Origin of the sequence: Paucibacter sp. B51 (assembly GCF_027863535.1) — a bacterium.
Taxonomy (GTDB): domain Bacteria; phylum Pseudomonadota; class Gammaproteobacteria; order Burkholderiales; family Burkholderiaceae_C; genus Paucibacter_A; species Paucibacter_A aquatilis.
The window spans coordinates 1828091-1853082 of record NZ_JAPIVN010000001.1 but is presented as its reverse complement, the minus strand read 5'-3'; the positions used below and the strand labels follow the sequence as shown (position 1 = coordinate 1853082).

Below are 24992 nucleotides of genomic sequence, written 5' to 3'. Positions count from 1 at the left end.
ACGGGTGTAAAAAGTTGGCACTTGAGCCCCGGTCTGCCGGCCCGAGGCCGCACAGACCCGATGCCATCGGGCTTCTCCGGCCGGCAGCACCTCCAGCGACGCCAAACGTCGAATCCCCCCTGACTCAGGGGGCGGCCCGGGCGGTATCGCGCGCCGCGATGCCTCGCTTCGTCAGAGCGGTGGCAGCGGCCAGCTGCGGCTGAGGCCGCCGGGGCTGGGCGTCACCGGCTTGGCCCAGGGCAGCACACGCAGGCTCAGCCCGTCCTCGCTGAGCGTGATGCGCTCGCGCTGGCTGGGGGTCAGGTCTTGCCTGGCTAGCCAGACCGCACGCTCAGCCACGGGGACGTTTTGTGTGGCGAGGGCCAGCGCCAGCTGGGCGACGCGATGGTCCAGCAGCAGATCGGCCTGCTTGGCCGGGTAGTCGGCAAAAGCCGGCTGGGCCACCGCGAGCAGCATGGCGCCGATGGTGTTGCGCCAAGGCAGAGCCCACATCGAGAACTCGCGCGCCTGCTGCGCCTGCAAATGCTTCAGCAAGGCCTCGGGCCCGGCCTTGGCGGCCTCATGCTGCTGCAACCACCAGGCGTCGTTGGCCTGCTGGGTGCGCTGCGGCATGAAACCGAAGTGGCAAAGCCAGCGGTCGATCAGGCCGGCCTGCTCCAGCAGCTGGCCGCCATCCCTGCGACCGCAGACCTGGGCCATTTCCTGCATGGCTTGGGCGCCGAAGAAGGACTCGGCCGCCATCCAGGCACCGGCATCGCGGGCGCGCTCGGGCATGGGCCCCAGCTGGGCCTGCAGGCGCGGAGCCAGCGCGGGCTCCAGGGCCATCAGGCCGGCCAACAGGCGCAGGCGCTGGCGCTCCTGATTCCATGCCAGGGTGTTGGCGAGCAGGCTCTGGCTGCCCTGCAGCAGGGCATGAGACAAAGCCTGGGCCCGGCCCAGCGCCTGCAGCAGCGCCTCGGCCTGGCCCTGGGACTGCGCCCAGGCAGCCTGCAGCTGGAAGCCGCGAGCACAGACGCGCGCGCCCTGCAGATGCGGCGCCACCGGCAGGCCCAGATACTGGTCGCTGGCGCGGCGCAGCTCCGCACGCGGCTGCTGCAGCAGTTCATCGAATCCCAGGCGCCCGTCCAACAGACCATCGGCCAGGGCCGTGCAGCGCTCCAGCAGCAGGGCCTGCTCGGCCAAGCGCAGGCGCAAGCCCTCCTTGTCTTGCAGCCACAGGCCCAGGCAGTCGTTCAGATCCCAGCTGCAGCTCCAGGCGGCATCGCGTGGCTGAGGCAGGAGATGGGCATCGGCCACGGTGGCCTGCTCCGGTGTGGGCGTGGCCCACAAGGCCTGGCCCACGCGCGAGGGCTGGGCCTGCGGACCGGCGAACAAGCCGCTCAGGTCAAAGAAAACATTGGCCTCGGGCGCCCGCTCGCTCGACCGCGGCTGCAGCGCGGCCGGGCGCGGCTGCGCCTCGGCGTCCACCCAACGGTTGTTGCTGGCCAGCCAGGCCAAGGCCAGCAGGATCAGGCCCAGGCACAGCCCACCCACACCCCAGGCCAGGCGCCGCAGCACCGTCTTGGTCTTCGTCGTCATGGCCATGCGAGCCGCCCTCACCAGCTCAGGCGTTCGCCGTCGTAGTTGATGAAGCTGCCGTTGTCGGTCGCGCTCAAACCCGCCATTACCGTGCGCATGCCGGCCACGCTGGTCTGCACATCGATGTCGCCATCGGCGCCGCCCATATCGGTGCGCACCCAGCCGGGGTGAAAGCTGATGCAGCAGGCCTTGCCCTGCATCAGCAGGGAGGCATCCTTGAGCACCGAATTGACCGCCGCCTTGGACGCCCGGTACAGCCAGCCGTGGCTGCCGCTGCGCAGGCTGATCGAGCCCATGCGCGAGGAGATGATGGCGATGCGCGCGCCCGGCGCCAGCGCATCCTGCAGTTGCGGCAACACCCGCATGGGGCCCAGCACATTGGTCTGCATGACGGTGTTGAATTCCACCTCGCTGGGCGTTTGCATGCCCGTGGTTCGGCTGCCGAAGACCCCGGCCACAAGGGCGATCTGGTCGAAGGCATAGCCGTCGATCTGCCAGGCCAGGCCGGAGGCGCTGGCCGTGTTCATGACGTCCAACTTCAGCGCCACCGCACCCAGATCGCGCAGGCGCTGCAGCCCCTCGTCATCGCGCGCCGTGGCCACCACCCGGTCACCCGCCGCACGCGCCTGGCGCACCCATTCCAAACCAATGCCGCGCGAGGCGCCGACGATCAAGACTGAGGCCATGTTCAAGACTTCCAAGGGGACAGGGGAGCGGCGATTCTGCCCCAGCCTCCCCGGCGAGCCTGCGCGCCGCCTTCCTGCTCACAAGCGCCGCACCAGGTCCTCGGCCAGGCCGTCGAAACAGCTGCGGATCAGCGGGTTGCTGACGATCTCGCGGTGCGTCACCAGCCAGAGCGGCAGCTGCGGCAGCGGCAGGGCCGGCAGGATGCGCTGCAGCCCCGTGCCCGGCCCGACCAGATAGCTGGCCGCAAAGCCGATGCCCAAGCCCGCTTTCAGCGCCTGCAGCAGGGCCGCCTTGTCATCGGTGCGCAGCACGAAATGGGCGCGGTTCAGCTCGGGCGCCACCTGCTCGAACCAGCGCCGCATCTCGGGCAGCTTGTCCGGGCCGACCAGGCGGTGCTGCTGCGCCAGCAGCTCGGCCAGGTCCTTGGGCTCGCCATGCCGCGCCAGATAGGCCGGGCTGGCGCAGGCCTGGATCTGAAACTCGCCGAGGCGGCGGCAGACCAGGTCCAGTGGCCGCGGCGGCTCGGCCACCCAGAGGCCGATGTCGGCCTCACGCGCCAGCAGATCGGGCGGCGCATCGCCGCAGATCAGCTCAATCTGCAGGCCCGGCCGCGCCGCCAGCAGGCCCGGCAAGACCTCAGGCACCAGCAGGCCGGCCAGCAATTGGGTGGTGTGCAGGCGCACCGTGCCGCTGAGCTGCTCGCGCCGCGCGCTCAGGCGCAGGCTCAGGCGGCTGGCCGCCTCTTCCATCTGCAGGGCGTGCTCCAGGATCTGCTCGGCCGCCGCGGTGGGGTGCAGGCCGCGCCGGCTGCGCTCGAACAAGCGCGTGCCCAGCTGCGCCTCCAGCTCGATCAGCTGCCGGCTCAGCGTCGGCTGCTGCAGCTGCTGGCTGCGCGCCGCAGCGGCCACGCTGCCGGCCCGGTAGATCGCCAGAAAGCCGCGCAACAACGCCCAGTCGAACTGCTGGGCGTCCAGCCGCGCCGCCGGAGCCGGCTCGCTCGAATCCATACGTTTTTGCATCGCCAGCTATGCATCCATGTGAATTGCGCATGGTAGCCCCAAGCCCTAGCCTCCCCGAATCCAGTCCCGCGCCTCACCCGCTCACCCGCTCACCCGCTCACCCGCTCACCCGTTCACCCGCTCACCTGTTCACCTGTTCACCTGTTCACCCTTCGCCCCATGTCCCTGCCCCGCCATCCCCTGCTCCGCCTGCTGCTCGCCCTCGTCCTGATCGGCGCCCCTTTCGCCCTTGGCGCCAAGCTGATCCAGCTCGTCCTGCCCGCCGACCCCGACTGGCGCGTCGTCGGCAATCTGCTGCGCGGCGGCTGGATGCTCTGCGTCTACGCCGGCTATGTGCACTGGGTCGAGCGCCGCCCGGCGCTGGAGCTGGGCCTGCGCGGCGCCGGCCGGGAGTTCGCCGCCGGTGCCGGCCTGGCCACCTTGCTGATTGCGGTGTATGTCGGCCTGCTGGCCGTGACCGGCCATTACCGTTTGCAAGGCCTCGACGCCGCCCAGGGCTGGGTGGCGCTGAGCTCGGTGCTGCCGGCCATGCTGGTGGTGGCGCTCGCCGAAGAGCTGCTGCTGCGCGGCCTGCTGTTCCGCCTGCTGGAGCAGGCCTGGGGCTCCTGGGCTGCGCTGGCGGCCTCCTCGCTGATCTTCGGTCTGCTGCACCAGTTCAACCCCAATGCCAGCCTTTACACCTCGCTGGCCCTGGGCCTGGAGTTGGGCGTGATGTTCGCCGCCGCCTACATGCTGACGCGCCGGCTCTGGCTCTGCACCGGCCTGCATTTCGGCTGGAACTTTGCGCAGGCGGGGGTGTTCGATGTGCCCATGTCCGGCTTCGAAGCCAAGGCCTGGTTCCAGGCCGAAATCGACGGCCCGACCTGGCTCAGCGGTGGCGCCTTCGGGGCCGAGGGCGCCGTGCCCAGCGTGCTGCTCTGCCTGGGCCTGAGCGTTGGGCTGCTGTGGCGGGCCCGGGTGGCGGGCCGCATCCTGCGGCGCGGAGAGACCCTCCCCGATTGAGCGGCCCGCGCCCGGCCCCGGGCGGCTGTCACAACAGGCGGGCATACTCCCGCCTGATTTCTTTGCACCATGCCGCCCCAGTCCCCTGACTTTCCTGTCTCTCCGCGCCCCACAGCCCCCGCGCGGACCGCCCCTGACGCCCCGCGCCCCCAGCTGCGCCTGCTGGGCGGCTTCGACTTGCGCGGCCCCGAGGGCCAGGTCTTGCCCCTGCCCTACGACAAGGTGCGCGCCCTGCTGGCCATGCTGGTGCTGCAGACCGGGCCGCTGGCGCGCGAGCTGCTGGCCGAAACGCTCTGGCCGGATTCGACCCTGGATCAAGCGCGCGCCAATCTGCGCCGCGCCCTGTTTGACCTGCGCCGGGTGCTGGCCCAGCTCTGGCCCGATCAGCCCGCGCTGGAGCCCCTGATCAGCGACAACAAAAAGCAGCTGCAGCTGCGCGAGGACCTGGCCTGGCAGCTGGACTGCCGTGACTTCGCCCTGGCCCAGCTGGACGCCGCCACGCCCCAACCCGAGGCCCGCCGCCAGGCCTTGCAGCAAGCCCTGAGCCTCTACCGCGGCCCCCTGCTGGACGGCCTGCAGCTGCCCGAGGCGCCCGGCTTCGAAGCCTGGCTGCAGCCGCGCCGCGAGGCCTTGCTGCGCCAGGCCCAGCAGCTGCTGGAGGCCCTGGGCCAGCTGCATGAAGACGCCGGCGAGACCGAGGCCGCCCTGGCCTGCGCCCGCCGCGCCCTGGCCCAAGACCCCTGGTGCGAGCCCGCCCTGCGCCGCTGCCTGCGCATGCTGGCGCCCTCGGCGGCGGGCGAGGCCCTGGCCTTGTTTGAGCAGTTCCGCGCCCAGCTGCAGGCCGAGCTGCAGCTGCAGCCGCAAGCCGCCACCCTGGAGCTGGCCGAGCGCCTGCGCCACAGCGGCGCGCACACGCCGCCCGGCCCCGCCGCCCGCGCCGAGCGCCGCCGCGTCGTCGCCCTGGCCTGCGAATGGGAGGCCCCGGCCGAGCAGGCCGACCGCGAGGCCGAGGCCCTGGCCGCCGCCCTGCAGGCCCGGATGCACGCCGCCCGGCAATTGCTGCAGGCGCGCGGCGCCCATGTGCAGCGGGCCGAGGGCGGCGAGCTGCTGGCCTTTTTCGGCCACCCGCGTGCGCAGGAGCAGGCACCGCGCCTGGCCCTGGACGCCGCGCTGGAACTGGCGGCAGCGCACAGCGCCGAACACGAGCCCTGGGCCTTGCGCCAGGGCCTGCATGTGGGCTGGGTCCATGCCGACCCCGAGCAGGCCTCGCCCGACAGCGTGGGCGCACTCTCGCGCCAGGCGCGCAAGCTGGCCCTGCAGGCCGAGGCCGGGCGCATCCACGTCAGCGCCGAGCTGCAGCAGCAAAGCGAGCGCCACCACCGCTTCACCGCCCCCAGCTCCGCAGGCGGCAGCGCCGAGCTGCTGGGCGCCCGCCCGCTGCAGGCCGCCAGCCGCCTGGACACGCTCAAGCCCATGGTCGGCCGCAGCGCCGAGCTGGCCCAGCTGCAGCAGGAATGGGCGCGCGCCCAGCAGGCCGCCCGCACGGTCTGGGTGCAAGGCGAGCCCGGCCTGGGCAAGACCCGGCTGCTGCTGGCCCTGCGCCAGCAGCTGAGCAGCGGCCACGGTCAGCCCGCCCCGCCGATCTCGCAGCTGCACTGCCGCCCCGAATACCGCCACACCCCGCTGCAGCCGGTGCGCGCCACCCTGCGTCGGCGCCTGGGCGCGGCCCTGGAGGGCGACGAAGCCCAAGCAGAGCAGGCGCTCGGCGTGCTGCTGCAACACGCGGGCATCGCCCCGGCCGCGCAGGCTGCCGCGCGCAGCCTGCTGCGCCCCTTGCTGCTGCAGCAGGCCCAGAGCCCCACGCCCGGCAGCGAACCTCTGCACAAGCGCGAGCTGCAAACCCTGCTCTGCGAGCTGTTCGAAGGCCTGGCCCAGGGCCGGCCGCAACTGCTGCTGCTGGAAGACCTGCATTGGGCTGACCCCTCGACGCTGGAGCTCTTACAGCTGCATCTGCAGCGCCCCGCCGCAAGCCGTGCCCCGGGCCTGCTGCTGCTCAGCTCGCGCGAAGCGCCGCCCGAGGAGCTGCGCGCCAGCCTCGAGCTCTGCCTGAACCTGCAGCCCCTGCCGGCCGAAGACATGGGCCGCCTGATCGACCAGCTCGACGGCAGCCCGCCGCCGCCGGCCCAGCGCCTGCAAGTGCTGCAACGCGCCGGTGGCGTGCCCCTGTTTGCCGAAGAGCTGGCCCGATCGCTGCGCCTGCGCCCCGAGGACAAAGTGCCCGCCACGCTCTGGGACCTGCTGGCCGCCAGCCTGGACCGACTGCCGCCCGAGGCCAAGCGCCTGGCCCAGGGTGCGGCCCTGCTGGGCAGCAGCTGCTCGCCCGCCTTGCTGCAGGAGCTGCTGCAGCTGCCCGCCGGCCCGCTGCAGCAACAGCTGGCCCAGCTGGCGCGGCTCGATCTGCTGCAGGCCATCGGCCCGCAGCACTGGCAGTTCCGCCATGCCCTGATCCGCGACGCGGCACTGGAGACCCTCAGCGCCGCCGAGCGCCGCGCCCTGCACCGCCGCGCCGCCCAGGCCTTGATGGGCCCGTTTGCCAGCCTGGCCGCCGATGCGCCCGAGGCCCTGGCCCAACATCTGCACGCCGCGGGCGACCCGGTGGCCGCGCATTACTGGCTGCAGGCGGCCGAGCGCGCCGCCGCCCAATCGGCGCACCAGGAAGCGCGCCACGGATTCGAGCAAGGCCTGGCCGCCCTGCAGCTGCCCGAAGCCACGCCCGCCCTGGTGCAGCGCCTGCGCCTGCCCCTGCTGATGGGCCTGGGCCATGGCCTGCTGGCCCTGGAGGGCTATGGCTCGCCGGCCGCGCGCCAGTGCTACCGCCAGGCGCTGGAGGCCTGCGACGAGCCCGGCGCCAGCAGCGGCTCGGGCCAGCGCTTCCAGGCGCTCTGGGGCCTGTGGCTGGGCAGCCGCAGCGGCCCGGACGAGCGCCCCGTGCTGGCCCTGGCGCAGGAGCTGCTGGCCGTGGCCGCCGACACCGGCGATGCGGCCGCCGCTGTGCAAGCGCGTTATGCCCTGGGCAACAACCTCTTCTTCCTCGGCCAGCTGCAGGCCTCTTGCGAGGCCCTGGCCGAGGCCGCGGCCGCCGGTGATCGCCTGCCCGCCCGCCAGCTCACGCAGCTGACCCAGCGCTTCGGCGAGCACGGCGGCATTGCCGCGCGCGCCATGCTGGGCTGGCCCCTGGCCTTGCAAGGCCGGGTGGACGAAGCTCTGGCACAAAGCCAGCTGGGCCTGCAGCAGGCGCGCGAGCTCGGCCATGCCCACACCCTGGGCTTTGCCCTGGCCATGAACGCGGTGCTGCTGCGCCATCTGCGCCGGCCCGAGGCCGCCTTGCCGCTGAGCCTGGAGCTGCTGGCCCTGGCCCAGCGCCACGGCCTGGCCCTGTGGCAGGCCGTGGGCGCCCTGGTGCTGGGTTGGAGCCAGGCGGCCGGCGGCGACCCGGCCGGCCTGCTGCCCATCCGCCAGGCGGCCAGCGCTTCAGCCGTGGCCATGCCCAGCACCGAAGCCACCTTCCTGTCTTTCTTGATCGAAGCCCTGCTGAACCTGGGCCAGGCCGAAGAGGCCCTGGCGCAAGTGGACGCCTGCCTGCCCAAGGCGCGCGAGCGCCAGGAGTTCTACCTGCTGCCCGAGCTCTGGCGCATGCGCGCCCAAGCGCTGGAGGCCTTGGGCGACCCGCGCGCCGAGGTCGAGCAGGCGCTCGATCAAGCCCAGCAAGCCGGCCAGGCCATGGGGGCGGGCCTGCTCCTGCAGCGCACGGCCGCCCAGCGCCAGGCCTTGCCTGAGATCGATTCAACGCAAATTCAACGCTGACCCGCCAAGCTCCCGCTCAGTTTCAGACCCGCCAGCCATGACGCGGGTCACAGCGAGGGGAAGCTTTGATGCGGACACAAGGAAAAAAACACGCAGCCAGCCAGCGCCGCGCCGCTTGGCTGCTGGCCGCTGCCGCGGGCCTGACCAGCCTGCTGGCTGGCGCCAACGCCCGCGCGCAAGCAGCGGGCGAATCCGTTGAACCGGGTACAACGGCTGCAGCGGGCGGCGGCCAGGGCAGCGCCCTGCGCTTCTCTGGCTTTGCCACCCTGGGCCTGGCCCACAACGACAACGCCACGGCCGGCGTCATCACCTCCTTCTCCCAGCTGCGGCCGGTGCAAAAAGGCTGGTCGGCGAATATGGACACGGCCCTGGGTCTGCAGCTGGAATGGCAGCCCGCCCAAGGCACCACGCTGCAAGTGCAAGGCGTGGCCCGGGCCGGCGAGGACATGAAGCCGCGCCTGCGCATCGCCGCCCTGCGCCAGCAGCTGGGCCAGGGCCTGAGCCTGAACCTGGGCCGTCTGCGCAGCCCACTGTTCTTCGACTCCAGCATCGCCGAGATCGGCTATGCCAACCTGACCGTGCGCCCGGCGCCGGCCATCTACGCCCTGACCAACAGCGTGGCCAGCCTGGACGGCGCCGATCTGCACTGGCGCCTCAACCTCGGTGATGCCAGCCTGCTGGCGCAAGTGTTTGGTGGCCGCTACGACTACACCCACCGCTTCAACAACTTCGCGCCCGCCATCTCGGCCGATGCCAGCCTGCGCGGCCTGCTGGGCTTCAGCCTCAGCGCCAACCTGCAAGACCTGACCCTGCGCGTCTCGCACACCCGGATCGACCGCTATGTGCTGCGCTCCGCCCAGGTCGATCAACTCAACAGCGGCCTGGATCAAGTCAACGGCGCGCTGCAGCAACTGGCCCAGAACCCCCTGCTGCCGGCGCCCATGCTGGCGGCGCTGCAGGCCAAGTCACGCGGCCTGGCGGCCCTGCGCAACCCCTTCGACAACCGGCCCGACTACACCAGCATCGGCCTGGACGGCAACTGGCAGCACTGGCGAGTGCTGGCCGAGCTGACCTGGATGAACCCGCACAACGACCTGGTCGGTCGCGGCCGCGGCTACAGCCTGACCTTGGCGCGCAGCTTCGGTGACTTCACGCCCTACCTCGCCGTGGCCCAGATGAAGCGCTCCAGCGCCGTGCTCGACACCAGCGCCCTGGCGGCCACCGGCCTCAGCCCGCAGCTCGACGGAGGCTTGCAGCAGTTGCAGCAAGGCTTCAACACCGCCCAGCAGTTCGCCAACATCAGCAGCCGCTCGCTCAGCCTGGGCCTGCGCTGGGACTGGCGCGAGAACATGGCGCTCAAGACCCAGCTTGACCTGATGCGCACGCCCAGCCCCGGCACGCCCGGCCCCCTGGCCGTGCCCGCCCTGCCCTTCAAGCACAAGCTCCAGCTGTTCAGCGTCACGCTGGACCTGGTGTTCTGAGGAGGGCCCCACCATGAAATTGAATCTGCTCTCCTCCCTGCTGCCACGCGTTGCCCTGCCCATGACGGCCCTGCTGGCCCTGTTCTGGGTCACCGCGCCCCAGCCGGCCCTGGCGGCCACCGAGCTGATCGTCATCGCCCACAAGGACGTGGCCTTGGACAAGATCAGCCCCGAGCGCGTCACCCAGATCTTTCTGCGCCAGCAGCAGAATTGGCCCGACGGCCAGCCCATCCAGCCCATCGATCTGCGCGAAGGCACCAGCCTGCGCCGGAGCTTCTACGACCAGGTGACCGGCCGCAGCCCCGGCCAGCTGCGCGCCTACTGGGCGCGCCAGAGCTTCACCGGCATGGGACTGCCGCCGCGCCAGGTGGACAGCGACGAGGAAGTGACCCGCCTGGTGCAAAGCACGCCGGGCGCCATCGGTTATGTCTCGCGCAAGCCCAACGGCGCCGGCGTGAAAGTCCTGCTGACCGCCAATCTGGACTGACCCGGCCATGAAAGCCGCCGCCACCGACCCCGGCCTGGAGCAGGCCTCCTGGCTGCGCCTGCTGGCGCCGGCCAGCTGGTTGTCGGGGCGGCTGAGTTTTTCGCGCAAGTTCCTGCTGGTCGGCGCGGTCATGCTGCTGGCCCTGGCCTTGCTGAGCTGGCCTCTGCTGCGCAAGGCCGGGCAAGACGCGCAGAGCGCCGAGCTGGAGCGCCGCGGCCTGGCCGCCCTGGCGCAACAGGCGGCCGTGCTCAACACCCTGGTGCGCCAGCGCGGTGAACTCAAGGCCGAACGCGCCGACAAGCAGGCCGACAGCGCCGAGCTGAAGGCCCTGTTGGACTGGGCGGCCGCGCCGCCCTTGCCGAACAGCGCCCTGCCCAGCACCCTGCCCGCCCTGGCCCAGCGCCTGCAGCAGCAATGGCAGCAGCTGCAAGACCTGGCCGCGCAGGACGACGACGCGCAGCGCCGCTTTGCCGCCCACACCGGCACCATCAATGCCTTGCTGGCCCTGATGCGCGAGAGCGCCCGCGCCCACCGCCTCAATGTCGACCCGACGCTGGACGCGGCCTTTGAGATGCTCAGCCATCGCCTGCCCCTGCTGATGGAAACCCTGGCCAAGCAGCAGGACGCGCTGGCCCTGTCCAGCGACAGCATGGCCAGCTACGCCGTGGCTGCACAGGTCGTGCTCAGCGAGGCCACGCCGGCCCTGCGCGCCGGCATGCAGCAGCTGCTGGCCCCAGGCGACCGCGCCGGCCTGCAGGCCCAGCTCGATGAGCTGCTGGCCCGCATCGAGCGCCAGCAGGACGCCGTCGACAAGGTGCTGGACACGCCCCAAGCCCTGGCCGAGCTGCGCCCCATCGCCAGCGCCAACCTTGCCCAGGCCCAGGCCCTGCTGGTAGCCAGCACCGTGCAGGCCGATGCCTTGCTGCAGGAGCGCCTGACCCAGCTGCGCCGCAGCCAGTGGCAGGTGGGTGCCCTGCTGGTGGGGGCGATGGCGGCGATCGCTTACCTCTTCGCCGGCATTTATGTCTCGACCCTGCGCTCGCTGCGCCAGCTCTCGCAGGGCACGCAAGACTTCTGCGCCGGCCGCCTGGACACCCGCATCCGCATCGACACGCAGGACGAGCTGGTCCTGGTGGCGGGCAATTTCAACACCGTGGCCTCCGAGGTCGGGCGCCTGCTCGATGTGATCCGCGAGCAGAACGAATCGCGCCAGCGCGAACTGGAGCGCCTGGTGCAGCAGCGCACCCTGGAGCTGGCCGACAAGAACGACCAGCTGCATCTGGCCGCCCTGCGTGTGCAGGAAGAGCTGGAATCCGCCCGCGACATGCAGCAGGCCATCCTGCCCCAGCATTTCCCGGACACGACCGACTTCTCCATGCAGGCCTGCATGCACCCGGCGCGCGAGCTGGGCGGTGATTTCTATGACTGCTTCGCCCTGTCCGAAGGCCGCTGGGGCTTTCTGGTCGCCGATGTGGCGGGCAAGGGCGTGGGCGCGGCCTTCTTCATGGCGGTGTCGCGCACGGTGCTGCAAGACCTGGCACAAGACGAGCTGAGCCCCGAGGAGGTGCTGGCCCGCGCCAACGACATGCTCAGCGGGCGCAACCCGATGGAGCTGTTCGTCACCGCCTGCTACTGCATCTACGACCCGCGTGACGGCAGCCTGGCCTACGCCAGCGCCGGCCACCCCGCCCCCCTGCTGCGCACCGCACAGGGCGAGGTGCTGGCCCTGGACTGCCCGCGCGACATCGCCCTCGGCGTGCTGCCCGGCATGAGCTACAGCCGCCAGCATGCCCGCCTGGCCTGCGGCGACACCCTCCTGCTCTACACCGACGGCATCACCGAAGCCTTCAACGCCGCCGAGCAGGCCTACGGCGACGACCGCCTGATCGCCTGGCTACGCAGCAGCCGCGAGCCCCAAGCCGCCGCCAAGCTGGCCAGCCTGGTGCGCGATGTGGCCGCCTTCGTCGGCGGCGCCGAGCCCAGCGACGACCTGACCGCCCTGCTGCTCTGCCGCAAGCCGCAGGGCGAGCCACCGGCCGATCTTTCATCTTCCACCGACACGCCCGCCAGCCCACAAGCCCGAGGAGCTCTGACCGTGAGCCATGCCCCCCTGGAATTGAAGAACAAGACCCTGCTGCTGGAGTACCGCCTGGACAGCCGCGTCGAGGAGATCGCCGCCCTGGCCGAGGCCGTGGACGAGGCCCTGGCCGAGCGCCCCGACCTGGCCTTTGCCGTCAACCTCTGCCTGGAAGAGCTGATCACCAACACCATCCAGCACGGCCTGCACGGCGCGCCTGACCGCCCCATCCATGTGCGGCTCTCGCGCTCGGACGAATGGCTGGAAATCATCCTCAAGGACGATGCCCCGCCCTTCGACCCCTTCGTCCAAGCCCCCGCCCCCAGCCTCGACGCCAGCGTCGAAGCGCGCGAAGTGGGCGGCCTGGGCGTGCACATGGTCAAAACCATGATGGACGAGGTGCGCGCCTTCTACGACGGCAGCGGCAACCTGATCGTCCTGCTGAAGACTCTCAAGCGCTAACGCTGATTTCCAGCGCCCCCAAATTCGACCTGAAGAAAGACACCCCCATGAGCTTCGAACACCACAGCAGCGATGAGCAAGGCGCCCGCCTGGTTCAACTCAAGGGCCGCATCGACAGCGCCACCGCCGGCGCCTTCGAGCTGGCCGTGCAAGACCTGTTCGCCACGCCCGGCGCCCGCGCCCTGCTGGACTTCGCCACCGTGGACTACATCTCCAGCGCCGGCCTGCGCGTGGTGCTGATGGCGGCCAAGCGCGCCAAGCAGGCACAAGGCCGCCTGCTGCTCTGTGGCCTGCCCCAGCATGTGCGCGAGGTGTTCGAGATCAGCGGCTTCCTGAAGATCATCGACAGCGTGAGTGATCGCGCCGAGGGTCTGCGCCAGCTGAACGCCTGACTGCGGATTCACACGGCTCCCCCATGACCATCTTCATCAGCCTGTTCGCCGGGCTGGGCCTGTTCTTCATCGGCGTTCGCCTGATTAGCAGCAATCTGCGCCAGGTGATCGGCCGCCGCCTGCGCCAGCTGATCGCGCGCGCCGTCACCGGCCCGGGCTCGCTGGCCTTGTTCGGCCTGCTGGCCGGCGCGGTGATGCAGAGCGTCAACGCCGTCATCCATGTGCTGGTGGCCCTGGTCACCGCCGGCGCCATGGACCGCAAGCGCGCGTTTCCCATCATCCGCTGGGCCAACCTCGGCACCTCGCTGCTGGCCCTGGTGGCCGCCATCGACCTGCACGCCCTGGCCCTGTGTCTGGTCGGGCTGACTGGCATCGCCTACTACCGGCAGATCGACCAATCGACCCGCTGGCGCCATGCCGTGGGCGCGCTGCTGGGCCTGGGCCTGCTGTTTCTGGGCACCGATTTCATCAAGAGCGGCGCCGCCCTGCTGCGCACCGAACCCTGGCTGCGCCTGCACATCAGCGAACTGGGTGTCTGGCTGCTGCCCAGCTTTGCCATCGGCGCGGCGGTGGCCTGGGCGGCGCAATCGTCCACCACCGTGGTCGTCATCACCATGAGCCTGGCGGCCGGCGGCCTGATCGGCTGGAACGGCGGCGCCATGCTGGTGATGGGCGCCGGCCTGGGCTCGGCCGCATCGGCCTGGAGCCTGGCCGGCCGCCTGCAGGGCAGCGCCCGCCAGCTGGTGCTGTTCCAGGTGCTGCTGCGCCTGCAGGGCCTGCTGCTGACGCTGGCGTTTTACGCCGGCAACCGCTGGCTGCTGGACGACCCCTTTGGCCGCCTGCTGGACCAGTTCCAGATGGGCCTGCCGGCGCGGCTGGCGGCTTTCTACATGGTGGTGCAGCTGCTCAGCGATCTGGCCAGCCGCGCGCTGGAGGCGCCCTCGCTGCGCTGGCTTGAGGCCTGGGCCGCGCCCTCGCTGCAAGAGAACCTGAGCAAGCCGCATTTCGTGCACGACGAGGCCCTGGACGAAGCAGAAACCGCCCTGCTGCTCGCCGACAAGGAGCAGCAGCGCCTGCTCGCCTGCCTGCCCGCCTACCTCGACGCCTTGCGTCAAGACGCACCCGCGGCCCTGACCTCGGCGGACCAGCGCCAGGCCGCCGAGAGCCAGGTGCTGCAGCTCTGCGAGCAGTTCCTGGTGGAGCTGGCCGACCGCCAGCGCAGCCGCGATGTGCTGGAGCGCAGCATGGTGCTGCGCGACCGCAACCGCCTGCTCGCCTCGCTGCAGGAATCGCTGGTGGAGCTGCACCAGGCCGCCCAGGTGGCCAGCGGCGGAGATGAGCGTGATGTCGATGAAGCCGGCCGCGCCACCGTGGCCCAGCTGCTGGACCAGCTGGTGCAAAGCCTGCACCTGATGCTGGAGGCCCTGGCCGAAACCGCCGCCCGCGCCCAGCCCGACGCCGAAGACCTGGAGCTGCTGCGCAGCCTCACCCACGACCGCTCGGAGCTGATGGACGGCATCCGCCGCCGCCTGCAAGGCAGCGATCTGGAAGCCGGCCTGCGCCAGGCCGTGTTCAGCGCCACCACCGTGTTCGAGCGCTGTGTCTGGCTGGCGCGGCGCTATGTGCTGCTGCTGGACAGCCCCAACGCAGAGCCCTCCACCAAGACCTGAGAGTCCCACACCTTGATCCACCACGCTCTGAGCCGCTGGCTGCCCCCGTCCAAGCCGGTGCGCCGGCCCTTCGAGCTGATCTACGCGGCCGATGAATGCCCGCCGCGCGGCGCCCTGGGCCTGCTGGCCTTGCAGCATGCGGCCACGGTGCTGGCCCTGATCGCCCATGTGCTGGCCGCCGCCAAGATCGCGGGCCTGAGCCTGCCGCAAACCCACTCCATCGTCGCCATGACCCTGCTGGGCATGGCCATGGGCACAGCCCTGCAGGCCTGGGGCGGGCGCTGGGGCAGCGGCACCCTGCTGGTCTTCCAGCCCGACCCGATGATGATCACCGTGGCCGGCGCGGCCATCGCCAGCTACGGCCTGGGCTCTCTGGTGCAGGTGAGCCTGATCGCCGCTGGCGTCACGCTCTGCGTGGGCCCGCTGATGCGCCATCTGCGCGCCCTGTTCCCGCCCACCGTGGTGGGCACGGTGGTCTGCATGGGCGGCTTGGGCCTGGTGGAGCCGGCCATGCGCAATGCCTTGGGCATCCATGAAGCCTCAGCCGGCGCGGCCACCGACTTGCAAACCCTGCAGATCGACGGCATCAGCGCCCTCATCTCGGGCGCCACCCTGGCCAGCATCGTCGTGCTCTCGGTCTGGGGCGGGCGGCGCTTCAAGCTGCTGGGTGTGTTGGCCGGCTTGCTGATGGGCCTGCTGATCGCCGCGCTCAGCGACCGGCTGCTGGGCCTGGAGTGGCTGCACAGCGCGCCCTGGCTGGCCCTGCCGCAGCCGATTGCGCCCAGCTTCAACCTCGGGCCCGAGATCATCTTCGCCATCGTGCTGATCGCCACGCTCAACCAGCTGGACAACATCGGCTGCCTGATCGTGATGGACAAGACCGACAACGCCGACTGGCGCCGCGCCGACATGCAGATGGTGGGCCGCGGCATCCGCGCCAACGGGGCGAGTGATTTCTTGAGCGGCCTGTTCGGCAGCTTCCCCACCGCGCCCAGCTCAGCCAATATCGCCCTGGTGCACGCCACCGGCTCCAGCAGCCGCTACATCGGCCTGGCCTGCGCGGCCCTGCTGCTGCTGGTGGCCCTGAGCCCGCTGCTGACCATGGCGCTCACGCTGATCCCGCAAGCCGTGCTGGGCGCCATCTCGCTCTATGCCGCCGCCTACCTGATCGTCTCCGGCATCGAGATGATCGCCACCCGCGCGCTCGACAGCCGCGGCATCTTCATGGTCGGCTTGTCGCTCTGCGCCGGCCTGGCCACCATGCTGATGCCGGGCCTGAGCCAAGGCCTGCCCGAGGGCGTGGCCATGCTGGCCGGCGATGGCTTTGTGGTCACCGGCGTCTGCGTGATGAGCCTGAACTTGTTGTTCCGCCTCGGCACCCGCTTGCGCGCCAGCTGCGAGCTGGACCCGGGCCAAGTCGCGGGTCAAGGCTCGATCAATCACCAGCTCACCGCCTTCGTCGAGCGCCAAGGCGCCGCCTGGGGCGCCCGCATGGACATCGTCCGCCGCGCCGCCCTGGCCGCACTGGAAGCCAGCGAAGCGATCCAGGCCGCCGGCGGCGGACGCCTGCTGGTGATACGCGGCAGCTTTGATGAGTTCAACTTCGACCTGGAGTTGCTGCATGAGGGCGAGCCGCTGCGGGTGGGGGAGTCGGCTGCGGGGTCGGGGGATGGCTCAGCGGGCGCAGCTGCAACGGCAGAAGCGCCGCTGGATTTGGATGCGTTGATGGACAGCGATGAGGACATTGAACGCCAGCTCGACGCCGCCATGGCCCGCGTCTCCGGCGTCCTGATCCGCCACCTGGCCGACAAACTCAGCAGCGCCAGCCTCGGGGCGGGGCAGGCGGTGTTGAGGTTGCATTTTGATCATTGAGGGCGCATCGACAGCTTATTCGCGAAGTCTGTTCATCCAGGGGCGCTTCAGATTTAAGGCCAGACCCCGCGCTACTTTGTGGCGAGGCTGAGTGCGTACTGCGAGACCCAAAAACAAGCAGAATGCGCCGCATGCTACGAATCATCTGACGCCCCACCAAAAGCTTAGCGACTGGTCAAGCAACTGCCCGGAATTCTTCGTCAAAACGGGCGAAAATCTCCAGGGTCTTGACAACTAATGGCTTGCCCTAGCGATGGGAACAGCATGCCCCACCCGTAGAATCACTCAGCACTTCAAAGGCAAGTAGTCATGCTGACTCGATTGGAAGCTCACGGCTTTAAAAACCTCCTCGACTTTTCGGTGTCGTTTGGCCCGTTTAATTGCGTCGCAGGCCTAAATGGAGTCGGAAAATCAAATATTTTCGACGCCATAAAGTTTCTCTCTCTATTGAGCGACAGATCAATCATTGAGGCCGCTTTGTGCGTGAGAGACTCAGAGTCCAACGATCCTCTAGATATATTTTGGACGAACGGCACCTTTCGGGCGGATCGTCTCAAGTTGGCTGTTGAAATGATTGTTCAACCCAACATAGTAGATGATTTTGGCCGAAAAGCCGTTGCCACCTCAACCTTCCTTCGTTATGAGGTTGAAATAGCGCGAGACCCTGCTGAGGAAGCTGTCGGCTCATTGGGCTTATACCTGGCAAGAGAAGAACTCACGCACATCAACAAGGGCGAGGCGGCGGAAAAACTCCACTTTCCTTTAAATGCAAAAAAATTCAGAGATACTGTAGTAATTAACCGGCGCAAAGGTGCCGATTTCATTTCCACAAAAATTGAAGACGACGGGGTGATCGAGGTCAATCTCCACCAAGACGGCAATGGAGGACAGCCTCAGAAGATTCCGGCAAGGTTCATCCCAAAAACAGTCGTAGCCAACACGAACAGTGCGGTGTGGCCAACAATATTGGCCGCTAGACGGGAAATGCAATCATGGCGTTTCCTGTCACTTGAACCCAGCGCAATGCGTCGCTCGAATAAGATTCACGAAGACGGCAATGTCGGATCTGACGGCGGCAAACTGGCTGCTGCGCTATACAAACTATATAAACGTGACGAGAACGTTTATTCACGAGTGGCCAGCCGCCTATCCGCAATAATTCCAACTTCAGATATTCGCGTTGATGTAGATTCGGTGAGGCAGTTGTTGACTCTAGAAGTCAAGGAGCGCTCAGGCGCGTTTTTGCCTGCGCGGGCCCTATCGGACGGAACATTAAGGTTTTTAGCTCTATGCATCATGGCCGAAGACCCCGACTTCAAAGGTCTGCTCTGTTTCGAGGAGCCAGAGAACGGGATCCACCCGGCAAAAATGTCCGCGATGCTGAACCTACTCAAAGAATTGGCAGTTGACCCCTGCGAAGAGACAGGCGATGACAATCCGATGCGTCAGATATTGATTGCAACTCATTCCCCAGTACTGGTGAAACTCGAAGAACCGGACGATCTCATCTATACGGACGTCGTAAAAGTGCGAGGCCCAGATGGCGGAAAAATCGCTTCAACAATCCGCTGCAAAAGCTTGGAAGGCAGTTGGAGAAGCACATTCGGAAGTAGTGACTGCATAGAGAAAGGATCTATCATTGCATATCTTAGTCTTCCGCCAAATAGTCAGATTAGCTTAGACCTAGATGTTGAGTGATCTATGAAAGTCAAGTTTCTGCTTACCGGCGAAGGCACGTCAGATTTGCGACTTGTGGACCACTTGCAGGCCGTACTCATTGAAGAGGGTTTTTCGGAGGTAAGCGGAGAGGCGCCAGACCTAGCAATGTTTCCTGCCCCGGTGGGACGATCCGTTCCTGAGAAAATCGGTGCATTAATTAAGCACTACCCCACGACTGACATCATATTTGTTCATCGCGACTCCGATAATGTTGACATTGCCGTCCGAGAAAAAGAAATCCATGATGCTGCGATTGCAGTGGGTGTTGAAAATAGGGTGGTGCCAATCATTCCCATCTGCATGATTGAAACTTGGCTTTTGACTGATCCTCAGGCAATTAAAATTGTCGCAGGTCGAAAGTCTTATCAGCAGAACATCCATTGCATGCCTGCGATCCGCAACTTAGAAAGTGTTCGAGACAGCAAAACACTCTTGTTATCAGCCTTGTGTGAAGCGTCCGGCGCGGAAGGCGGAAAGCTCCGAAAGTTCAAAAGGTTGTTCCCTGAAATGAGAGCACGACTGATGTACGACCTTGATCCTCAAGGTCCGGTTAACGGTTTGCCGTCATATCAAATCTTCCGGAAGCGTGTTCGAGAATTTGCAAAGCAACGTGTTGAAGAGGCATGACGGAGGCATGGCATGAGGATTGGGCATGAGGGTCACCCATTAGCTGCCCCCGTCAAGTAGCAAACACACGCCTCTGCGCCGCAAGAGCGCACTTGTTCTCCTCCTCACTCAAGACCGCATTCCCTGCTCGTCGAACTCACCCTGCACTTGGTTCTCAACGTGCGGGCCTGATGGTCAGGCCCTAAACAGGCTCATCAAGCCGCGGCCTCCAACACCGCACGGGTTTTGGCGTCGGCCGGGAATACATGCTCCACCCGCAGCGAGGCCAGCGTGATGTCTTGCGGGGTGCCGAAGGTTGAGAACATGCTGAAGAAGGCCAACTCGCCGTGGATGGTGGCGAAGCGGGTGGTCAAGACCGGGGCCAGTTGCCGCGTCCAGGGTGCCAGCGTTTGGCCGCCCAGGCGCGCTTGAAACTGCGCCGCCAACTGCTCCACACGCGGGTGCAGCTCGGGCACGACTGAGGCGTCGTCGCGCAGATGGGCCAGCAGGGCGGGGGCCACTTCGTCCAGATTGCTGATGTGGCGGCTCATGCCTTCGGGGTGCAGCAGCAGGTCCAGCATATTGAGGCCCTGGCCCGGGGGCTGCTCCGCCAGCCAGGGCATCAGCGTCAGCGCCATCCAACGGGCGCCTTGGTTCATTTGCAAGATGTTCCAGCCGGCGTCCATCACCATGGCGGGCAGCGGGTCATGGGCCGCCAGCATCAGCGTCAGGGCCTCGCGCACCGGCGCCAGCACCGCCGCGCCCAACTCATGGCCGCTGTAGGCGGCGGCAAAGCCGGCTTGTTGCAAGACGGTGTTGCGCAGGGCCAGCGGCGCTTGCAGCTCCTGCAACCAGGCCAGCAGCAGCTCACGGCTGGCCTGGGCCCGCCCGCTCTCGACGAAGCTCACATGGCGCTGGCTCACCCCCAGGCGCAAGGCCAGCTCCAGCTGACTGATGCGGCGCGCCTTGCGTGCGCTTTGCAGGGTTTCGCGAAGTGAGGGGCTGGCGGCGAGCATGAGCGGATTCCACCACAGCGCGGCCGCCTCTTCTGTTCTCTTCTCTTCTCTTCTCTTATCAATGACCTGGGAGGTAATTGCGGCGCTGGTGCGCGACTCAGACACTGCCCTTCTTCATTCGATTTTTGACAGCGAGTAGGGAAGGAAACAAGCCATGAACAAGCCCGTGTTGATCGTTGTGCTGCTGCTCTTCAGCGCCTTGAGTGCTTATGCCGTGCAGCATGCCGGCGGAGTGCTGGAGTTGGTGCAAGTGCTGCTGCGCATCCCCGAGGGTTGGCAGGTGATGGCCGATCTGATCATCGTCATGGTGTTGCTCTTGGTCTTCATGCGCCGCGACGCGCAAGCCCAGGGGCGGCCGTTCTGGCCCTGGGCGATCTTCTCGCTGGTGGTGGGCTCCTTCGGGCCTTTGCTCTACTTCATCACCGCGCGCCGCAGCCGCGAGCCTGGAGCATGAGGGTCAGGCATTCGCAGCCCGGCAAGTCACAAACACGCGCCCCTGCACCGCAAGCGCGCACTTGTTTGTTCTCCTCTTCACTCAAGACTGAGTTCCCGGCTCGTCGAGTTCAGCGTGCACTTGGTTCTCAGTGCATGGTTGCGCCGCAGCTCAGCGCACCAGTCACCCATCAGGATCAAGGCGACCCGTGGTGGTAGAGACGGGCGCCGCTCCAGAAAGCCCTCTGTGCCGCGCCGCATCCGATCATCGCGGGCAGGGCTGGCTTCATGTTGAGCTTGCCAAGATCGACGCAGCGCTTCGGAGTTGCCCCGGTGTGGTCGAAGACATCGCGGGTAAATCCACGTTCACTGAGACATTCTTCTGAATGTTCGTCCGGGCATGTCGTGATGTGCAGTTGTTTGGTGCGAGAGTCTTGCCCTGCCTCCGTCACCACCATCATCACCACGTCGAGTGAACTCGCTTCTGGGACGCGATACAGGCCTGGGGAAGCCCTGGCCACTGGACTTGTCAGCCCTCTCATCTCCGATCACCCACCATGCATTTCCTGAAGATCGGCACCGCCCTGATGCTGGGCGGGCTCCTGCACCCGCTGCACGCAGCCGGCCCCACCTCAGAGGCTGAGGCTCATGCCGCGTATGTCTTCTCTCACCGACCGGTCTGGGTCTCCGCCGACAGCGCCTGGCGTGTCAGCGTGAACCCTCAGGGTGAGTTGCTGCGCGAGGCCCAGGAAGGCAAGCCGACTGTGCAGCGTATCCAGCTCGGCCCCGGGGTGCGTGCCGTGGCCAGCCATGGTCCGGGCCTGCTGGTCTGGGTCTTGGGCGAGAAGGGCTGCCTCATGCAGGTGGACTTCCGCGGCCCCACGCCCAAGCGCCTGGCCGAACCTGGCGTCAAGTGCCCCGCCCTGAGCGAGGCCGGCTCCGACGACGCACCCAGCTACTTCTCCGGCGCGCTGACTGTCTCCACCGACGGGCATTGGCTGGCCCACAGTGGCTCGGAGGGCGATCCTTCCGTTCAGGTGCTGGATCTGCGCAGCAGCAGCAAGAACAAGCCGATGCGCACGCTGTGGCCGGCGCATCCGGCCGTGGCGCTGCGCTTTGAAGACGATGGCCAGCGCCTGGCGGTGCTCACACAAGAACGCGGCGAGGCCTGGGAGGACATCTCCGGCCCGAGCAGCCTGCAATGGAGCCGCTGGGATCTGCGCAGCGGCGCCCTGTGGAACGAAGCACAGCGCCCGGGCGAACTGGGCCAGTTGAGTCGACAACTGCACAGCGCCAGTGCCTGGCAGCAGTTCTGGCTGGACGCCGAAGGCGAAGTGCAAGCGTTGGACACCAGCTGCCCCGTGCGCGCGCACAGCTGGCCGCTGAAAGGCGAGGCTGCCATTGCAAGCCTGGCCGCGGATCCTCTGGGCCGCTGGTTGGCCGTGCTGACGGCGCCAAGCCAGGCCAAATCCCAAAGCCTGCTGTGGCTGGACGCTCGAACCGGTCGCACGCTGCACACCAGCGTGCTGCCGCGGCCCCAGGGCAGCCAGGGTGTGGCCGTGCACGCCCATGCTCAAGGCCTGTTGCTGCGCCGCGCCACCGGCGTGGATCGCTCCGGGGAAACGTACGACCACAGCCCCTGGCGCCTGCAGCCCTGGCACAAGCTGGCCCTGCCGCCCGCCGTGGCCGCGCTGCCACCACGCGAGCCGAACACGAGCACGCCCTGCCTCGAGGCCGATGAGGCGCCGCTGGCCCGCCAAGCGGAGCGCATCACCCAGCCGGGCAAGATTCTGTGGACATTGGGCCTGGACACCCGCAAGGCCTGGTCCGAAGCCCGCACTGGCCGCTGCAATGGCAGCGACTGGCCCTCCGAGCGCCCGCATCCGGACAGATCGCCGCGCCGATGGGGTTTGAGCCCGCTGGGCCAACTCTTTCTGGACCAAGGCGACGAACTGCACCAGATCGACGCCAGCAATGGCCAGGTGCTCGCCCGCTGGCCCACACCACGGCCCACCGGTGTGTGCAGCACACCCAACTTCGCGCGGGCCCAGTTCCTGAACTGGCAGGGCGACACCCTGAGCCTGCGACCCTTTACCGCGCAATGGGACCCCAAGGCCCGCCAAACGCTTGAGCAACGCACGGGCTGGCAGGTCTACTCGGCGGTCTGGCTGGGCGACCAGGTGCTGGCGCGCTGGATCAAGGGCGAGCAGGCCGAGCAGCGCCTGTACCGTACGGATGCCGACGGACGCTGGGCCCGGGTGGCCCAGCGCCGGGGTCGCGTCCAGGAGGGCGCCCCTTGGTTCGAGGGCGACGATGGCAACACCTCGGCCATCGGCTGGCACGAGCTGATGGCCGATGCCACCGCCATTGAGAACATCGAACGCGAAGAACGGGGGGTGCGCGCAGGACCGCGCTGGCGCGTCGGCCGCTACGAATCGGTGCGGGCCGAGCTGGAGGGCCGCCTGCTGCTCTGGGATGGGGTGTCCGGCTCACCCGCGCATGCGGGTCGGCTGGTGGATCTGGGGCAGGGTCGCGCGGTGTCGCTGGCCAACGTCAACCTGACCCTGTACCACCTCCGCGAGAACGAGCAGGCACCACTGCGCTGGGAGCACCTGGGGCGCCCCGATGGCGATGCCTCCTGGCTCGATGCGGTGTGGTGGGGCGAAGCCAAGCTTCTGCTGCTGGCACGCTTTGACGGCACCCTGGTGGCGCTGCGCCCACCCCTGCGCTGAAACGGGGCGCGAACCCAAAGGGGCGTCAGGAAAGCGCCGATCGGCCGCCACGCCCATTGGGCAATCACGGCCCCGCCTGGACGCCCCACGCACGCATGCCCCTGCGCATGAGGGTCAGGCCTGGCCTCATGCCACGCGCCGAACGTGGCCCTTGCTCGCGCCAGTCGTCAGCCCTAACACGTCCACGTCCGCCTTCACCGTGACAGAACGCATCCCTCATCAGAGGGCCCCTGCATCGGGGGGAAGTGAAGGTCGGAGCCGCCCGGCATTGCGGCATAGTGAAGCATCCCCTCGCTGACTTGAAGCTAAGCCCCACGTGATGATGACGATGAAACAAATCAGGGTTCCGTTTGCATGGAGCGTCTTGTCTTTGCTGACCTGCGCCGCACAAGCCGCAACACCGAGCCATCTCTACCTGCTCAATGGCGATTTGCATGACCTCAAAGGAGGCGCTGATCTAATTGCAAGCGCAGGCGGAACCGTGGACAACACCGGATTCAATTACCTTGCCAACAAGGGGCTGAGCTTTGTGGGCGCGCTGGGCGGGACCTACACCATCGACTTCAGCTACGAGTCCTATGAGCTGGCCGGCTATCGCCGACTGCTCGACTTCAAGAACGGCAGCACCGACAACGGCTTGTACAGCCACAACGGCTACCTCGATCTGTACATGGGCGGCCCCAACCGCGGCGCCGCACAGTTCAGCACCCATGAGTTCAAGCGCATCACCATCAGCCGTGATGCCAACACCAAGCAGGTGCACACCTATCTGGACGGCCAGTTGCAGCTCAGCTTTCTGGACCGCGATGACCGGGCCGTCTTCGTCGCCACAGGCGCACGATTTTTCATGGACGACGGGGGTGAGGCCGGCCCCGGCAAAGTGGACTACATCGCCTTCTACGACCAGGCTTTGAGCAGCGCCGAGATTGCAAGCTTGACCCCGGCCGTGCCGGAACCCAGCAGCTATGCGCTGTTGGCCGCGGGGCTCCTGGCCATGGGCACCAAGCTTCGACGCCGGCGCCAATAAGCAAGGCCCAGGCTTGGCTGCGCGAAGCGCGCGAAGCCCCGCCTGAAACCCTCGCTCAACTCAGCTCGGCGCTCCGGCAGCACGGAGCTGCCGCCGCCGGGCCAGCCATCCCAGCGCCCCGGCGCCCAAGGACATCAGCCACACCGCATCCGGCTCAGGCACCAAGGACGGCACGGTGTTGATCGAAGCGGCCGCGCTGTGGGGCAGCTCCAGCGTCTGGCCCTGCGTGGCGCTGGGCAGGCTGAGCTGGAGCGTGAGGGGGTCGAAGCGCTGGCCGCTGCCGCGGTACTTGGGCAAGATCCCGCTTGAGAAGCTGAAGGGCCCGCCTGACAGGCTGCCATTCACCACCAGCAAGGGGGAAATGGAGCCACCGTCGTAGCCGCCAAAGTAGGCCTCCAGGCGGAAGTCTCCAAGCAAGGAGCCCGACCCATCCATCGACAAGCCCGTCATGATGGGGTCTTCGAAATAGCCGCCGATGCCGCGGGCATAGAAGTAGGTCCGGAACTCCGCGGCCTCGCAGCTCAGCTGCATGCATTCATAGCTGAAATTCGTCAGCCGCAAACTCAGCAAGGGGCTGATGCTGGCGCCAAAGACATAGGGCACCCCCTTGTCATAGAGACCAAAGGTTCCACGGGCTTCGAAGCTGAAGCCTTGGGCGGCGCCGACGCTGAAGTCCAGGCTGGAGGCAAACACCTGCTCGCCCACCGACACGGTCGAAGCGCCCTGCTTCACCGTCGCTCCGATCCAACTCGTGTTGCCGAAGCTTCCCGCCGCAACACAGCTGCCAGTCAGCCCGAACCAAAGAACAGCCAGCTGCAAACCGATCGCGCGGGCTCCGGTGGGCCGCCACGGCACTTTGCGTGAAGCGT

General features: G+C 67.7%; 19 protein-coding genes. 13 read left to right on the top strand and 6 right to left on the bottom strand.

What is annotated here, in order from left to right:
- Positions 1–171 precede the first annotated feature (171 nt).
- The 3 genes from OOB33_RS07865 to OOB33_RS07855 all read right to left on the bottom strand — a co-directional run bounded on the left by OOB33_RS07865 (position 172) and on the right by OOB33_RS07855 (position 3272).
- Positions 172–1584 carry a hypothetical protein gene (locus tag OOB33_RS07865; RefSeq protein WP_102768109.1) on the bottom strand — a complete coding sequence of 471 codons (1413 nt, stop codon included), beginning with the start codon at positions 1582–1584 and terminating at the stop codon, positions 172–174.
- A gap of 11 nt (positions 1585–1595) precedes the next feature.
- Positions 1596–2264 (bottom strand): SDR family oxidoreductase, encoded by a 669-nt coding sequence (locus tag OOB33_RS07860; RefSeq protein WP_102768110.1) that lies wholly within the window; start codon positions 2262–2264, stop codon positions 1596–1598.
- A gap of 78 nt (positions 2265–2342) precedes the next feature.
- Complete coding sequence (locus OOB33_RS07855; protein WP_165794581.1) at positions 2343–3272, bottom strand: LysR family transcriptional regulator; 930 nt, start codon at positions 3270–3272, stop codon at positions 2343–2345.
- Between the two features lie 171 nt (positions 3273–3443).
- On the opposite strand from OOB33_RS07855, the gene OOB33_RS07850 reads away from it, so the two are divergent.
- The 10 genes from OOB33_RS07850 (at position 3444) to OOB33_RS07805 (ending at position 18937) form a co-directional block, all read left to right on the top strand.
- A complete protein-coding gene (locus tag OOB33_RS07850) occupies positions 3444–4286 on the top strand; it encodes a CPBP family intramembrane glutamic endopeptidase (protein ID WP_271008274.1) in 843 nt (280 codons plus the stop codon).
- Positions 4287–4355: 69 nt separating this feature from the next.
- Positions 4356–8150 (top strand): AAA family ATPase, encoded by a 3795-nt coding sequence (locus OOB33_RS07845; RefSeq protein ID WP_271008273.1) that lies wholly within the window; start codon positions 4356–4358, stop codon positions 8148–8150.
- A gap of 68 nt (positions 8151–8218) precedes the next feature.
- Entirely contained in the window at positions 8219–9631 is a 1413-nt protein-coding gene (locus OOB33_RS07840) for a hypothetical protein (RefSeq protein ID WP_271008272.1), read from the top strand.
- 13 nt (positions 9632–9644) lie between these two features.
- Positions 9645–10118: a hypothetical protein gene (locus OOB33_RS07835; protein WP_271008271.1), complete on the top strand. Its 474-nt coding sequence runs from the start codon at positions 9645–9647 to the stop codon at positions 10116–10118.
- A gap of 7 nt (positions 10119–10125) precedes the next feature.
- The gene (locus OOB33_RS07830) at positions 10126–12657 is read left to right on the top strand and encodes an ATP-binding SpoIIE family protein phosphatase (protein ID WP_271008270.1); all 2532 of its coding nucleotides are present in this window, start codon (positions 10126–10128) and stop codon (positions 12655–12657) included.
- A 47-nt stretch (positions 12658–12704) separates the two neighbouring features.
- Positions 12705–13049, top strand: coding sequence for an STAS domain-containing protein (locus OOB33_RS07825; RefSeq protein ID WP_102768117.1), 345 nt, complete (start codon positions 12705–12707; stop codon positions 13047–13049).
- A 23-nt stretch (positions 13050–13072) separates the two neighbouring features.
- Positions 13073–14719: a Na/Pi symporter gene (locus OOB33_RS07820; RefSeq protein ID WP_271008269.1), complete on the top strand. Its 1647-nt coding sequence runs from the start codon at positions 13073–13075 to the stop codon at positions 14717–14719.
- 12 nt (positions 14720–14731) lie between these two features.
- On the top strand, positions 14732–16591 hold the full coding sequence (locus tag OOB33_RS07815) for a uracil-xanthine permease family protein (RefSeq protein WP_271008268.1): 1860 nt from the start codon (positions 14732–14734) through the stop codon (positions 16589–16591).
- A gap of 309 nt (positions 16592–16900) precedes the next feature.
- A complete protein-coding gene (locus tag OOB33_RS07810; RefSeq protein WP_271008267.1) occupies positions 16901–18289 on the top strand; it encodes an AAA family ATPase in 1389 nt (462 codons plus the stop codon).
- Positions 18290–18292: 3 nt separating this feature from the next.
- A complete protein-coding gene (locus OOB33_RS07805) occupies positions 18293–18937 on the top strand; it encodes a hypothetical protein (RefSeq protein ID WP_271008266.1) in 645 nt (214 codons plus the stop codon).
- Positions 18938–19131: 194 nt separating this feature from the next.
- Here the strand turns inward: OOB33_RS07805 and OOB33_RS07800 are convergent, their stop codons facing one another.
- Entirely contained in the window at positions 19132–19932 is an 801-nt protein-coding gene (locus tag OOB33_RS07800; RefSeq protein ID WP_271008265.1) for a helix-turn-helix domain-containing protein, read from the bottom strand.
- 154 nt (positions 19933–20086) lie between these two features.
- Here OOB33_RS07800 and OOB33_RS07795 point away from each other — a divergent pair, with 154 nt between their 5' ends.
- Positions 20087–20386, top strand: a complete 300-nt coding sequence (locus OOB33_RS07795) for a hypothetical protein (RefSeq protein WP_171827432.1) — start codon at positions 20087–20089, stop codon at positions 20384–20386.
- Between the two features lie 175 nt (positions 20387–20561).
- On the opposite strand, the gene OOB33_RS07790 is transcribed toward OOB33_RS07795, so the two are convergent.
- Positions 20562–20831, bottom strand: coding sequence for a hypothetical protein (locus tag OOB33_RS07790; protein ID WP_271008264.1), 270 nt, complete (start codon positions 20829–20831; stop codon positions 20562–20564).
- A 90-nt stretch (positions 20832–20921) separates the two neighbouring features.
- On the opposite strand from OOB33_RS07790, the gene OOB33_RS07785 reads away from it, so the two are divergent.
- Together OOB33_RS07785 and OOB33_RS07780 are read left to right on the top strand one after the other, a co-directional pair.
- Entirely contained in the window at positions 20922–23096 is a 2175-nt protein-coding gene (locus tag OOB33_RS07785) for a hypothetical protein (RefSeq protein WP_271008263.1), read from the top strand.
- A 364-nt stretch (positions 23097–23460) separates the two neighbouring features.
- A complete protein-coding gene (locus tag OOB33_RS07780; RefSeq protein WP_271008262.1) occupies positions 23461–24123 on the top strand; it encodes a PEP-CTERM sorting domain-containing protein in 663 nt (220 codons plus the stop codon).
- A 60-nt stretch (positions 24124–24183) separates the two neighbouring features.
- On the opposite strand, the gene OOB33_RS07775 is transcribed toward OOB33_RS07780, so the two are convergent.
- On the bottom strand, positions 24184–24855 hold the full coding sequence (locus OOB33_RS07775) for a PEP-CTERM sorting domain-containing protein (protein WP_271008261.1): 672 nt from the start codon (positions 24853–24855) through the stop codon (positions 24184–24186).
- Positions 24856–24992 lie beyond the last annotated feature (137 nt).

Bases quoted from the DNA above. Each gene is read 5' to 3' on its own strand.
- OOB33_RS07860 (WP_102768110.1), bottom strand. From the start codon at position 2,264: ATGGCCTCAGTCTTGATCGTCGGCGCCTCGCGCGGCATTGGTTTGGAA.
- OOB33_RS07865 (WP_102768109.1), bottom strand. From the start codon at position 1,584: ATGGCCATGACGACGAAGACCAAGACGGTGCTGCGGCGCCTGGCCTGG.
- OOB33_RS07820 (WP_271008269.1), top strand. From the start codon at position 13,073: ATGACCATCTTCATCAGCCTGTTCGCCGGGCTGGGCCTGTTCTTCATC.
- OOB33_RS07795 (WP_171827432.1), top strand. From the start codon at position 20,087: ATGAACAAGCCCGTGTTGATCGTTGTGCTGCTGCTCTTCAGCGCCTTG.
- OOB33_RS07850 (WP_271008274.1), top strand. From the start codon at position 3,444: ATGTCCCTGCCCCGCCATCCCCTGCTCCGCCTGCTGCTCGCCCTCGTC.
- OOB33_RS07830 (WP_271008270.1), top strand. From the start codon at position 10,126: ATGAAAGCCGCCGCCACCGACCCCGGCCTGGAGCAGGCCTCCTGGCTG.
- OOB33_RS07825 (WP_102768117.1), top strand. From the start codon at position 12,705: ATGAGCTTCGAACACCACAGCAGCGATGAGCAAGGCGCCCGCCTGGTT.
- OOB33_RS07845 (WP_271008273.1), top strand. From the start codon at position 4,356: ATGCCGCCCCAGTCCCCTGACTTTCCTGTCTCTCCGCGCCCCACAGCC.
- OOB33_RS07855 (WP_165794581.1), bottom strand. From the start codon at position 3,272: ATGGATTCGAGCGAGCCGGCTCCGGCGGCGCGGCTGGACGCCCAGCAG.
- OOB33_RS07785 (WP_271008263.1), top strand. From the start codon at position 20,922: ATGCATTTCCTGAAGATCGGCACCGCCCTGATGCTGGGCGGGCTCCTG.
- OOB33_RS07810 (WP_271008267.1), top strand. From the start codon at position 16,901: ATGCTGACTCGATTGGAAGCTCACGGCTTTAAAAACCTCCTCGACTTT.
- OOB33_RS07800 (WP_271008265.1), bottom strand. From the start codon at position 19,932: ATGCTCGCCGCCAGCCCCTCACTTCGCGAAACCCTGCAAAGCGCACGC.
- OOB33_RS07840 (WP_271008272.1), top strand. From the start codon at position 8,219: ATGCGGACACAAGGAAAAAAACACGCAGCCAGCCAGCGCCGCGCCGCT.
- OOB33_RS07835 (WP_271008271.1), top strand. From the start codon at position 9,645: ATGAAATTGAATCTGCTCTCCTCCCTGCTGCCACGCGTTGCCCTGCCC.
- OOB33_RS07805 (WP_271008266.1), top strand. From the start codon at position 18,293: ATGAAAGTCAAGTTTCTGCTTACCGGCGAAGGCACGTCAGATTTGCGA.